Annotated in this window: 12 protein-coding genes; 6 read left to right on the top strand and 6 right to left on the bottom strand. The window is 68.3% G+C overall.

What is annotated here, in order from left to right; translation table 11 throughout:
* The first annotated feature begins 55 nt into the window (after positions 1-55).
* Positions 56-907 (top strand): LD-carboxypeptidase, encoded by an 852-nt coding sequence (locus IP78_RS06445; protein ID WP_054110877.1) that lies wholly within the window; start codon positions 56-58, stop codon positions 905-907.
* Positions 908-1,066: 159 nt separating this feature from the next.
* On the opposite strand, the gene IP78_RS06440 is transcribed toward IP78_RS06445, so the two are convergent.
* The 6 genes from IP78_RS06440 to IP78_RS06415 form a co-directional block, all read right to left on the bottom strand.
* Positions 1,067-1,834 (bottom strand): peptidase, encoded by a 768-nt coding sequence (locus IP78_RS06440; protein WP_054110876.1) that lies wholly within the window; start codon positions 1,832-1,834, stop codon positions 1,067-1,069.
* A gap of 88 nt (positions 1,835-1,922) precedes the next feature.
* Positions 1,923-2,762 carry a transglutaminase family protein gene (locus tag IP78_RS06435; RefSeq protein WP_054110875.1) on the bottom strand — a complete coding sequence of 280 codons (840 nt, stop codon included), beginning with the start codon at positions 2,760-2,762 and terminating at the stop codon, positions 1,923-1,925.
* A 6-nt stretch (positions 2,763-2,768) separates the two neighbouring features.
* Positions 2,769-3,707, bottom strand: coding sequence for an alpha-E domain-containing protein (locus IP78_RS06430; protein ID WP_054110874.1), 939 nt, complete (start codon positions 3,705-3,707; stop codon positions 2,769-2,771).
* 50 nt (positions 3,708-3,757) lie between these two features.
* Positions 3,758-5,161 (bottom strand): circularly permuted type 2 ATP-grasp protein, encoded by a 1,404-nt coding sequence (locus tag IP78_RS06425; protein WP_054110873.1) that lies wholly within the window; start codon positions 5,159-5,161, stop codon positions 3,758-3,760.
* 92 nt (positions 5,162-5,253) lie between these two features.
* Positions 5,254-5,787: a group 1 truncated hemoglobin gene (locus tag IP78_RS06420; RefSeq protein ID WP_082384884.1), complete on the bottom strand. Its 534-nt coding sequence runs from the start codon at positions 5,785-5,787 to the stop codon at positions 5,254-5,256.
* Between the two features lie 3 nt (positions 5,788-5,790).
* Positions 5,791-6,690 carry a DUF3034 family protein gene (locus IP78_RS06415; RefSeq protein ID WP_054110872.1) on the bottom strand — a complete coding sequence of 300 codons (900 nt, stop codon included), beginning with the start codon at positions 6,688-6,690 and terminating at the stop codon, positions 5,791-5,793.
* Between the two features lie 219 nt (positions 6,691-6,909).
* Here IP78_RS06415 and IP78_RS06410 point away from each other — a divergent pair, with 219 nt between their 5' ends.
* The 5 genes from IP78_RS06410 to hisD all read left to right on the top strand — a co-directional run bounded on the left by IP78_RS06410 (position 6,910) and on the right by hisD (position 12,530).
* Entirely contained in the window at positions 6,910-7,491 is a 582-nt protein-coding gene (locus IP78_RS06410; protein ID WP_231680941.1) for a methylamine utilization protein, read from the top strand.
* A 1-nt stretch (position 7,492) separates the two neighbouring features.
* Positions 7,493-9,790 carry a bifunctional diguanylate cyclase/phosphodiesterase gene (locus tag IP78_RS06405; RefSeq protein WP_054110870.1) on the top strand — a complete coding sequence of 766 codons (2,298 nt, stop codon included), beginning with the start codon at positions 7,493-7,495 and terminating at the stop codon, positions 9,788-9,790.
* A gap of 205 nt (positions 9,791-9,995) precedes the next feature.
* Entirely contained in the window at positions 9,996-10,316 is a 321-nt protein-coding gene (locus tag IP78_RS06400) for a YerC/YecD family TrpR-related protein (protein ID WP_054110869.1), read from the top strand.
* Positions 10,317-10,326: 10 nt separating this feature from the next.
* Complete coding sequence (gene hisG / locus IP78_RS06395) at positions 10,327-11,208, top strand: ATP phosphoribosyltransferase (protein WP_054110868.1); 882 nt, start codon at positions 10,327-10,329, stop codon at positions 11,206-11,208.
* On the top strand, positions 11,208-12,530 hold the full coding sequence (gene hisD, locus IP78_RS06390; RefSeq protein ID WP_197272394.1) for a histidinol dehydrogenase: 1,323 nt from the start codon (positions 11,208-11,210) through the stop codon (positions 12,528-12,530). The genes hisG and hisD overlap by 1 nt, the downstream gene beginning before the upstream one ends.
* The last annotated feature ends 54 nt before the right edge of the window (positions 12,531-12,584 follow it).

The following is a 12,584-nucleotide window of genomic DNA, read 5'->3' as shown; positions in this document are numbered from 1 at the left end:
AGAGGTTCGGGGCCCCGCGCCACTGTCTTTTGCCTTGCCGCCTTCTGGAGCGCCTGTGACCGATCTTTCCAAGGCAACCAACGGGTTCAAGATCGGCGCCGTCTGTGTCAGCTCGCGCTTCCACCCGAGCCGCGCGGAAGCTGTCCAGGCCTGGATGGACGAGCATCATGGCGAAGGCCCGGTTCACGTGGTCTTTCATCCGTCCAGCTTCGACAAGTCGGGCCATTTCGCCGGCGACGACCAGACGCGCGCGGATGCCTTCGTCGACTACGCCAATGATCCTCGGATCCACGCGATCTGGTTCGCGCGCGGCGGCTACGGGTCCTGTCGCATCGCTGAAAGCGTCATCCCGCGCCTGAACGAGGTCGCGCGGAGCAAGCGCTATCTCGGCTATTCGGACGCCGGCAGCCTGCTGGCGGCGCTCTACAAGGCCGGCTTTCCTCATGTGGCGCACGGCCCCATGGCTTCCGACGCGGTTCGAAATGACGAGACGGCCCAAGGCGCGCTGGCCTGGCTGGTCACGGGCCAGACGCCCTGGCTCGAACCGTCGCTGGCGACCGACCCCCGCCCTGCGGTCGCCTTCAACCTGACGGTGCTGGACCAGCTGCTGGGCACGCCGCTGGAGCCGGATCTGACCGGCCACGTCCTGATGCTGGAGGATGTGTCGGAGGCCGCCTATCGCATCGACCGGATGATGTTCCACCTGACCAGCCAGCCGTCGATGCGTCGCCTCGCCGGAATCCGTGCGGGCCGCTTCACCGACGTGACGCCCAACGAGCCCGACTTCGGCCTGACTCCGGAAGAGATCGTCCAGCACTGGTGCGAACGGTCCGGCATCCCCTACCTGGGCCCCGCCGACATCGCCCACGACCGCAACAACAAGGTCGTTCCCTTCGGCCCGCGCTGACCTGGCGCGCCATCATCTCAAACGCTCGTCACCGCCGGGCTTGTCCCGGCGGCCCATACACGCCGATCTCGCCTCTTGGCCCGCCGCTTGAGTCTATGGGTGGCCGGGACAAGGCCGGCCATGACGGATGAGAGAGAACATAGTAAGCCCCAGGCGGCTCTATCGCACAGCCGCGATCGTCGGCCGCGCGGGCTCCATCCACGGCGGGGCGGGCATGTTCCGGTGCGCCTGGGCCAGGGCCTCGGACCAACGCTTGCCAAGGTCCTTGAAATAGGAATCGTCCGCCTCGATCCGCCGCTGGTCGCCATGCAGGCCATCGCGGGGGACCACGATCATGTCGAACGGCGGACCTACGGCGATGTTGGAGCGAATGGTCGAGTCGAAGCTGATGAGCCCCAGCTTCACCGCCTCCGACATCGGCGTGTCGGGACGCAGGGCGCGATCCAGGATGGGCTTGCCGTACTTGAGCTCGCCGATCTGCAGATAGGGCGTGTCGGTCCCGCACTCGATGAAGTTGCCCTGGGCGTAGATGAGATACAGCCCCATCTTCCCGCCCTTCACCTGCCCGCCCAGCAGCATGGAGGCGGTGATCTTGAGCGAGTCGGCCTCGACCGTGGGCAGGAGGTCCTGCCGCACGGCGTTCAGGCAATATCCGACCAGCTGGGCCGCCCGGAACAGGGTCGGCGCGGTCTCCAGTGTCTCTGGCACCTCGTGGCCGGGCATGCGAACGCCCTCGGCCAGCATGGCGAGCGCCGTCTGCGTCACCGACAGATTGCCCGCCGTGGCGATGGCGATGACCCGGTCGCCCGGGACCTCGGAGACATGCAGCTTCTTGTAGGAGGAAATGTTGTCCACGCCGGCGTTCGTACGGGTGTCGGCGATCATCGCCAGACCCTCGTTCACCAGCATGCCGACGCAGTAGGTCATCAGAAACGACCGGGTCGAGACCCGGCTTCCCGCGCGAATGGAAACACGACGCTAGCAGATTCGCATGAACGGACACCCCCCGCCGTATTCATGACCACCCCTGCCGCTGCTGTTGCTGCTGGGTCTGTTGCATGTGACGCACACGCAGCGCGACCGTCATGCGCTCTCCGACACCGCCATAGCTGGTCCCCCGGATCGGCGTAGCCCCCAGCGCATCCAGCCCGCAGGCGACCCGGACATAGTGTTCGGTGGGACAGACGCCGTTGGCGGGATCGAACCCGACCCAGCCCAGTCCCTCGACATAAGCCTCGGCCCAGGCGTGCGCCGCCTCCTGGTCGATGATCCCATCGGTCCGGTGCAGATGGCCCGAGACGTAGCGGGCGGGGATGCCGAGGCGCCGGGCGCAGGCGATGAAGATCTGGGCATGGTCCTGGCACACGCCCTGCCGCTGGGACCAGGCGTCGGCGGCGGTGTGGTCCGCCGTCGTCGTCCCGACCATGAAGGCGACCTCGCCATGGATCAGGCTCATCAGCCGATGCAGCCGGGTGAGGTCGTCGCCCTCCCCGACCTGTCGCGCCAGATCGCGCAGCGCGGGATCGGCATGGGTCAGGGGCGTGTCGCGCAGAAACACCAAAGGCGACAGCCGCTCCGGAAAACCCTTCAGCACGCCGCCGGTGTCGACCGTCGCCACCTCGCCCGTGACCCGCACCATCAGGGCGTTGGTCGGCCGCTCGGTATAGAGGGTGTGCACGATGTTGCCGAAGGCGTCCTCGGACCGACGGATGCGGGCGTCGACGTCGGTCTCGATGCGCCAGTCCCGAACCTGCTGGCCCTCGGTCGAGCGGGGCGTCAGGCGCAGAACCTGGACGATGAACCGCGCGGCGCGGTCGTAGGCGTATCGGGTTTCGTGATCGATCCGGATGCGCATGGCCGCCTACACCAGGTACTGGTCGTGGATGGCGCTGGCCAGGCCGTTGTTCTCGCTCAGGAAAGCGAGGATGTATTCGTGCAGGCCCGACTGGAAGATGTCCTCGATCTTCGCCTCGTTGAACTGCGTCAGCCGCGCCGAGGCCAGCCGCTGAGCCGGACCGCGCCGTCCATAGTCGGCGGCCAACCGCTCCAGATAACTCACGATCATGGCCTGGCAGCTGGCCAGGGATCGCGGCATCTGGCGGTTCAGCACCAGCAGGTCCGCCACCAGCCACGGCCGCACGCTCTCACGATAGACCCAGCGATAGGCGGTCAGGGCCGACACTTCGCGCAGCAGCGTCGTCCACTGGAAATAGTCCAGCTGCCCGCCCACCCGCTCACCGGCGGGCAGCAGCAGGTGATACTTCACGTCCAGCAGGCGGGCGGTGTTGTCTGCGCGCTCGATCGCGCCGCCCAGCCGGAGGAACCAGTAGGCATCGTTCCTCAGCATGGTCCGCGACGAGGCGCCCTCGACCGCCAGCGAGACGCCCTTCACCCACTCCAGGAAGCGCACGAAGTCGTCGCGCCTGGTCGGTTCGCCGAAGTCGTTCAGGCCGTTCCACGCCCCGTTGATCGACTCCCACAGCTCGATGGTAAGCGCCGTCCGCACCGACCGGGCGTTGGTGCGCGCCGCATTGATGCAGGCGCGGATCGAGCTCGGATTGTCCGGCGCGAAGGCCAGATACTCCCGCACCGACTTCTCCGACGGCGTCCGCGCCGAGGCCGCGAAGGCTCTGGAGACCCCCGCAGAGGCGATGGCCGAGGCCCAGGCGGTCGCTGCCGCCCCGTCCCGCGCCGGCAGAGCGGCCAGCCGCACGGCGGCCTCCAGAATGCGCGCGAGAAAGTCCGCCCGCTCCATGTAGCGGCCGGTCCAGTACAGGCTCTCTGCGGTGCGTGAGAGCATCAATCCTCCCCAGCGCAGCGAAGCTCAGCGGGGGAGGATTTCTCAGCGCCTCAGTCATCCAGCACCCAGGTGTCCTTGGTCCCGCCGCCCTGGCTGGAGTTGACCACCAGCGACCCCGCCTTCAGCGCAACGCGCGTCAGCCCGCCCGGGGCCACCCTTACGCCCGCCGGACTCGACAGCACGAAGGGCCGCAGATCGACGTGACGCGACTGCAGCTCGGTCCCGCACAGAGTGGGCGCGGTCGACAGCGACAGGGTCGGCTGGGCGATGAAGTCGTCGGGGTCCGCCTCCAGCTTCTTTCTGAAATCCTCGATCTCGGCCTTGGTCGCGGCGGGGCCGACCAGCATGCCGTAGCCGCCCGATCCTCCGACCTCCTTCACGACCAGTTCCGGCAGGCGATCCAGCACCTCCTTCAGCGCATCGGGCTCCCGACATCGCCACGTCGGCACATTGCCCAGGATCGGATCTCCGCCGGAGAAGAAGCGGATGATCTCCGGCATGTAGGTATAGACCGCCTTGTCGTCGGCCACGCCGGTGCCGACCGCATTGGTCAGGGTGACGTTGCCCGCCGCATAGGCCCCCATGATTCCGGGCACACCGACGGTCGAATCCGGCCGGAACGTCAGGGGGTCCAGCCAGTCGTCGTCGACCCGGCGATAGACCACGTCGACGCGCTTAGGCCCCTCGGTCGTGCGCATGAAGACGACGTCGTCGTTGACGAACAGGTCGCGCCCCTCGACCAGCTCGACCCCCAGCTTGTCGGCCAGAAAGCTGTGCTCATAGTAGGCCGAGTTGAACGGGCCGGGCGTCAGCACCACGATGGTCGGGTCCGGCCCGGCGTGCTCGGGTGCCGAAGCCCTAAGCGAGGCCAGCAGCATGTCGGTATAGGTCTCGACCGGCCGGATGCGGTGCTCGGCGAACAGGTCGGGGAACAGCCGCATCATCATCTCGCGGTTCTCCAGCATGTAGGAGACGCCCGACGGGGTCCGGCAGTTGTCCTCCAGCACCAGAAAGCCGTCCTCGCCGGTGCGGACCAGATCGACGCCGCAGATGTGGGTCCAGATGTCACCGGGCGGCCGGCGGCCCTGCATCTCGGGCCGATAGTGCGGGTTGGTCAGGATCAGGTCGGCCGGGACGATGCCGGCCTTTATGCACTCCTGCGGGCCATAGATGTCCTTGAGGAAGGCGTTCAGCGCCGAGACGCGCTGCTTCAGCCCCTTCTCCAGCTGGTCCCACTCCGCCGCGCCAATGATGCGGGGCACGACGTCGAAGGGGATCAGCCGTTCGTTGGACTCCACATCGCCATACACGGCGAAGGTCACCCCCATGCGGCGGAAGAACAGCTCGGCCTGCCGCGACCGCGCCTGCAACAGGTCAGGCGGCGCCGTCTCCAGCCACCGGGCCAGGGTCCGGTAGCTCTTGCGGATCGTCCCCGATCCGGGCGTGCCTGACATCTCGTCGAACGTGACGGTCGCTCCTGTCGCTGGGAGCCTTCAGCGTGGACCGGAGCACGGACGATGCGCAACCGTTTTGTTGCGGTGCGGGATCAGCGGGTGACGATGTCCCGGCGCATAGGCGCCAGCTTGGCCAGGAAGCGGTTCTGGGCGCGGAAGGGCACGCCGTGCTCGCTCATGGCGATCTGCAGGTTCTCGACCAGAGCCCCCATGTCGGCGGACTGGATGCCGAGGTCGGCGTGGCTGGAGCGCATGTCGCGGCCAGAATAGTCGACCGGCCCACCCAGGATGTAGCCGAACTGCTCCCTCAGCGTGCGGCGAAGGCGGACCTGATCCTGGGCCACGAAGATCTCGGCGATACGCGGATCGGCCACGATCCGCTCGACGAAGGTCTCCACGATGGCCGAGACGCCGTCGGCACCGCCGAACGTGTCCCACATCTCCGTTCCCTCGAAGGGGGTCGCGCCGGCGTTGGCGTTGGTGCGCTCATAGGGCTCGACCTCGACCTCCCCCGGGAACTCCGTCGACATGACGACGGGCGGCAAGGTCAGATCGTCCCCGGCCTCCTGGGCCAGAAGCGGCGCGGGCGCGGCGATGAGGACGGCGGCGATCAGAAGGGCGCGCATGGATCAGAACCCGACCTGGAGCGAGAGATAGAGACCGCGCTGGTCCTCGAAGGTCGCGATCGACCCCAGGTCCACATAGGCGGCGGTGACAGAGACATGCCGGTTGGGGGCCCAGGCGGCGTAGACGTCGAACCAGTCATCCTCGCCCGCGAAGCCCAGATTGTCCGGCTTGGTCCTGTACTCGGCCCCGACCACCAGATTGCGGTTCAGCAGATAGCCGACCGAACCCTCGAACTGCGGCTCCAGATCGTCGTTCAGGTCGCCGCCGAAGCCGAGCAGGCCCGTCTGGTTCGCATTGGTGAAGCGCACCGCGCCGGACAGCAGCAGTGACTCCGCCAGAAACAGCTTGGTCGCCGCGACGTAGTACTCCGTGCCCTCGTCGTCACGTCCACGGACGGCCGAGATGATCGCGCCCTGGTCGTTGGACTTATGCTGCACCCCGACCGCGACCTGCGGCATCCAGGTGTCCTGGTCATAGACCGCGTCGCCGATCAGCTTGACCTTCACGCCCACGATGTCCTGGGTGAAGGTGAAGCCGGCACCGAGGCCCAGCGCCGCCCCGGTCGCGCCGGTGTCGAACTCCTGACGCGTCACCGACACCTCGACCCGGTCCCAGAACGACGCCGCCGCGCCCCAGGACCGCAGTTCATAGTCGGGCAGGTTCACATAGGTGGCGTGGACGTTGCCGCCGATGCCGTCGCGTTCGCCATAGCCGCTGGTCACCGCCCAGGTCGCCAGACCGCCGCCGCCCGACCCCTCGATGGTGGAAACGCCGCCGGTCAGCAGGAGCTTCCCACCGGTCCGGCTGTCGGGAATCCAATCCGTCACCTGAGCGGTGGTCGACGTGGCGGCTGCAAAGGCAGCAAGGCCGAGCAACACGGCCACAGAAGGAATTCGACGCACGGCTCCGCCCTCATGTTTGCGCCCAGGTATCCGCAACAGAGTTAATGGCCGATAAACATTGTTTCGAGCGACACAGGATTTCGGCCCGGGTATCGCAAGTCGTTGTGTAACGCGACGCAACACTCTAGGGTTGTATACCGGTTTACTGTCATTTCATCGGTTGCTGTTAGGGCAATTGTCATGCGCGCTCTACTTGCCTCGATTTTAGCTCTCCTGACGATGACCAGCGTCGCCCAGGCTGGCGACCTGACAGTGTCCGTTCGTGACACGGGCGGACGACCTGTGCGCGACGCCGTGGTCACCGTTCGCCCCGACGCCGGGGTGCCGCGCGGTCCGATCCGCTTTTCCTGGCCACTCCGCATCGCCCAGCGCGACGTTCAGTTCCAGCCCTATGTCCTGATCGCTCCGGTCGGTGCGACGGTCAGCTTTCCGAACCTCGATCGCGTGCGCCACCACGTCTATTCCTTCTCGCGCGGCAATCGGTTCGAGATCGAGCTGTTCGGCCAGGACCAGACCCGCACCCACGCCTTCACGACCGTCGGCACGGCCGCGCTCGGCTGCAACATCCACGATCAGATGCTGGCCTATGTGCGTGTCGTCGACACGCCCTGGGCCGCGAAGACCGATGCGACCGGCGACGTCACCCTCGTCGGCATCCCCGCCGGGCCGGCCCGCCTGGTCGTCTGGCATCCGCGCCTGAACGTGCGCGGCAACGAGAGCGCCTACACCCTGACCATCGGAACCGGTCCGGGCCGCCAGACCATGACGGGCGACTTCTCGGCGCGGGCGGCAGTCCGTTGACATGATCCATTTCCGCCATCTGCGCACCCGGCTGACGGTGCTCTATGCAGGCCTGTTCGGGCTCGCCCTGATGCTCGTCGCTGTCGCGGTCTTCACCGCCATCACGGCCAGCGCGCGCGGCGTGGTGCGCAGCGAACTGACGGCGTCAGGCGCCGTGTACGACCAGCTCTGGTCGTCCCGCTCGGCCCAGCTCGAGCAAGGCGCGGCGGTCCTCGCCCAGGACTTCGGCTTCCGCGAAGCCGTCGCCACCAACGACGAGCCGACCGTCCGTTCCGCCCTCGAGAACCTGAGCGCCCGCCAGGGCGTCGACGGTGCCCTGCTGCTCGGTGTCGACGGCTATGCGATCGCCGGTGGGGCATCGCTCGACGACGCGACCCTCGACACCCTCTGGACCGGCCTGAACGGCGGCGAGATCTCGTCCGGCGTGCTCGACCTGAACGGCCAGCCGCATCAGGCAGTCGCCGCTCCGGTCATGGCGCCGGTCCTGATCGGCTGGGTCGTCTTCATCGATCGGCTGGACCAGGCCCAGATGACCCGGCTGGAAGAGCTGTCGGCCATCCCGCTCAGCGCCTCCGTCCTGACCCGCGCGGCCGACGGCTGGCGCGACATGTCGGGCCCCGAAAGCGCGCTCGCCGGCCTCATGAATCGGGCCGTAGCGGCAGACGGGGCCGCCGTCACAGGGCGCAACGCCCAGGGCGAGGCCATGGTCCTTGCCCGTCCCCTGCCCAGCTTCGACGCAGACGCCCCTGCCGTGCTGGCGCTCAGCTATCCCATGGCCAAGGCGCTCAAGCCCTATGAGCCCATGTTCTGGGCGCTCGGTGCCATCAGCCTTCTGGGCCTTGCCCTGCTGGTCGCCGGAACCTGGTTCCTGTCGCGCGGCCTGACAAAGCCGATCAGCGCACTGGACGAGGCTGTCCACCGCCTGCAGGCCGGCGAGGACGCCCGGGTCGAGATCACCTCGAGCGACGAGATCGGCCGTCTGGCCGAGAGCTTCAACGCCATGGCCGGCGACATCCGCGACCGCCAGGCGCGCCTGACCCATATGGCGCTGCATGATCTGGAAACGGGCCTGCCCAATCGCCTCTGGCTGGAACGCGAGGTAGCGTCCTCGGCATCCGCCCATGTCGTTCTCTTCGGTGTCGACCGGTTCGAGGTGGTGAGAAACGCCATCGGCTTCGAAGCCATGGGACAGCTGGTCGCCGCTCTGGGTGCCCGACTGTCCGCCGCGACCGGAGCGCCCGTGGCTCGCGTGGGCGCGGGCGTCATGGGCATGGTGCTCGACGTCGAGGGCGATGACGCCCGTGCCCTGGCGTCGGCGATCCGCCTGTGCGCCGTCGCGGACGAGCCGCTGAAGCTGATCGGCGCACGCGTCGACGCCGCACTGACAGCTGGTCTCGCCCGCGCCGGTCAGGCGACCGGAGGCCTGGACGCCATCGTCGATCGTGCGGGCGTCGCCGTGGATCAGGCCCGTGCCACCGGGGCCAAGGCCGCCCTCTTCGACGCCGCGGCCTATGGCGACCCCGGCGCCAACCTCAGCCTGATGTCCGACCTGATCGGCGCTCTCGAAAGCGAGCAGGTCTGGATGGCCTATCAGCCGAAGTTCGACCTGCGCCAGAACGCCATCACCGGCGTCGAAGGGCTGATGCGCTGGAACCACCCCAAGCGGGGCTTCATCGCCCCCGACCTGTTCATCGGCATGGCCGAGGAGACCGGTCAGATCCGCGCTCTGACCGAATGGGGTGTCAGGCGCGCCATCGCCGACCAGAAGGCCCTGGCCAAGGCGGGCCACAACCTCAAGGTCTCGATCAACGTCTCGGGGCGGCTACTGTCGGACGAGAGCTTCGCCCGCTTCGCCCTGAACGCCGTCTCGCGCGCCAGGGCCGACCTCTGCTTCGAGATCACCGAGACGGCGGTCATCGACAATCCGGAAGCGGCGCTCGGCATCATCGATCGCTTCACGGCCGCCGGGATCAAGGTCTCCATCGACGACTACGGCTCGGGCCTGTCTTCGCTGGCCTATCTGAAGCGCATCGCCGCCGACGAGCTGAAGATCGACAAGGCCTTCGTCATGTCGCTGGACGAGAGCGCCAAGGACGCGCTTCTGGTCAAATCCACCATCGACCTGGCCCACAGCCTTGGCATGACTGTCACGGCCGAGGGCGTGGAGACCCAGACCGCGCTGGCGCTGCTGCGCGGCATGGGCTGCGACACGGCCCAGGGCTATCTGATTGCCCGCCCGCTGGCCCTGCCCGCCCTGATCGAGCGACTGGACAAGCCCGCGCTGGAGGCGGCGGCCTAAAGCCGCTTGGGTCTGGTCGTCCTCATCCTTCCGGCATGGCCGGGCTTGTCCCGGCCACCCATAGACTTAGGCGGCCGGGGCTCAAGACGAGATCGGCGTGTATGGGCCGCCGGGATAGGCCCGGCAGTGACGGATTTGGTAATGTCGCCAAGGCTGTGACACGCCCCTTGACCGTTCCACTGTTACAGCATAGTGGAACGCCACGATGTCCGACACCCTGTCCCCGTCAGCCCCGAGCCGCGCCGCGAGCGATCGCGCCGCCCTGCTCGACGCCTTCCTGGCGCTGAAGACGCGCGAGGAGGTCGAGGCCTTCCTGACGGACCTGTGCACCCCGGCCGAGGTCCGCGCCTTCGCCGAACGCTGGGCCGTCGCCCGGCTGCTGGATCAGGGCGGCCGGTCCTATCGCGAGATCGCCTGCGAGGCCGGGGCCAGCCCCACCACCGTCGTGCGCGTCGCCCGCTTCCTGAAAGAGATGCCGCATCAGGGCTATCGCCTGGTGCTGGACCGTCTGAACCCCAAACACTGAGCCCCAACCGATGAGTACCGTAGAGGGGCGACTTCGCATCGCCGTGCAGAAATCCGGCCGTCTGGCCGACCGCAGCCTGGACCTCGTCCGGGACGCGGGCCTGCGCGTGGTCAAGGGCGCCAACGACCTGCTCTACAAGGTCGAGAACTATCCCATCGACCTGCTGCGGGTGCGTGACGACGACATCCCGACCTTCGTCGCCGACGGCGTCTGCGACCTGGGCATCGTCGGCGAGAACGTGCTGGAGGAAGGCAAGAACGGCGGCGCGAACGCCTCGGTCGTCATGCCGCTGGGCTTCGGCAAGTGCACGCTGAAGCTGGCCGCCCCGCCGACCTTGCCTTGGGACGGCCCGGCGACGCTGGAAGGTCGCCGCATCGCGACCTCCTATCCGAAGATCCTGCGCCGCTTCCTGGACGCCCAGGGCATCCAGGCCGACATCGTCACCATGCGTGGCGCGGTCGAGGTAGCTCCAAGGCTGAAGCTCGCCTCGGCCATCTGCGACCTCGTCTCTACCGGGGCCACGCTGGAGGCCAACGGTCTGGTCGCCCGCGAGACCGTGTTCGAAAGCCAGGCGGTTCTGATCCAGTCCCCGGTCGCGCCCGAGCCCGGCCTCGCCCACCTGCTGGACTCGATCATCGAGCGCATGGCCGGCGTCGTGTCCTCTCAAGGGGCCAAATACGTCATGCTGAACGCGCCTCGCTCGGCGCTGGATCAGATCACCGCCATCCTGCCCGGAGCGGGCGCGCCGACCGTCATGCCCCTGATGGGCCGGGACGACGCCGTCGCCGTTCACGCCGTCTGCCAGGAGGCCGTGTTCTGGGAGACGCTGGAGAAGCTCAAGGCCGCCGGGGCCTCGGCCATTCTGGTTCTGCCCATCGAGAAGATGATGTGATGACGACGCTGGACGTGAAACGCATCGACTGGGCGTCGCTGGACGCCGCCGGACAGCGCGCCGCTCTGGCTCGCCCCGCGCGCCGTTCGGAGACACAGGTGACCGACGTCGTCCGCGCCATCTTCGACGACGTAGAGGCGCGCGGCGGTCAGGCCGTGATCGACTGGGCGATGAAGCTCGACGGCCATGCTCCACGCCGCATCGCCATCACCGAGGCCGTGGTCGCCGAGGCGCGCCAGGCCCTGCCGCCTGCCGACGTCCGCGCTATCCGTGTCGCCGCCGACAACGTCCGCGTCTTCCACGAGGCGACGATCCCGGAGGACTCTGCCCTGGTCGAGACCACGCCCGGCGTGACCTCGCGCCTCGTCTGGCGGCCCATTGGCGCGGCGGGCCTGTATGTGCCCGGTGGCACGGCGCCGCTGTTCTCGTCGCTGCTGATGCTGGCCATTCCGGCCGCCGTCGCGGGCGTGTCCGAGCGCGTCGCCGTCACGCCCCCGGCGAAGGACGGCTCGGTCCACCCGGCCATGATCCTCGCCGCCGCAGAGGCCGGTCTCGACGCGATCTGGCTGGTCGGCGGGGCCCAGGCCATCGCCGCCCTGACCTACGGTGTCTCCCTGCCCGACGGCGACATCCCCCGTTGCGACAAGCTGTTCGGCCCCGGCAACGCCTATGTCGCCGAGGCCAAGCGCTATGCCTCCTCGCTTCCCGGCGGCCCCTCCGCCGACATGCCCGCGGGGCCGTCCGAGCTGATGGTCGTTGTCGACCGCGACGCCGCGCCCGAGATCGCCGCCGCCGACCTGCTGAGCCAGGCCGAGCACGACGCCGACGCCCAGGTGATCCTGGTCTCCACCAGCCGCGCCAACCTCGACTACATCCTGACCGAGGTGGAACGGCAGGTCGCCACCCTGCCCCGCGAGGCCATCGCCCGCGCCAGCCTGAACGAGGCCCGCGCCATCCTGGTCCGCGACGAGGAGACGGCGTGTGACGTCATCAACCTCTATGGCCCCGAGCACCTGGCGCTCCAGGTCGAGGAGCCCGAAGCCATGCTGCCGTCGATCCGCGCGGCGGGTGCCATCTTCGTCGGCCGCTTCGCCGCCGAGACGCTGGGCGACTACGCCGCCGGACCCAGCCACGTCCTGCCCACCGACGGCGGCGCCCGCACGCTCGGCGGCATCACCACCGCCAGCTTCATGACCTCGATGTCGGTCCAGACGGTCACCCGCGAGGGCGCCGCCCAGCTCGGCCCGATCGCGGCCAGGCTCGCGCGGTTGGAAGGGCTGGAAGCCCACGCGCGGGCCGCGGATTTGAGGAGCGGCGGATGATGTCCCAACCTCTCCTCCCCCGTTCACGGGGGAGGGGGACCACGAAGTGGTGGA

The sequence above is a fragment of the Brevundimonas sp. AAP58 genome (assembly GCF_001295975.1).
Classification (GTDB): domain Bacteria; phylum Pseudomonadota; class Alphaproteobacteria; order Caulobacterales; family Caulobacteraceae; genus Brevundimonas.
Note: the sequence above shows the minus strand (reverse complement) of the source record. Positions and strands in the feature narration are given on the sequence as shown.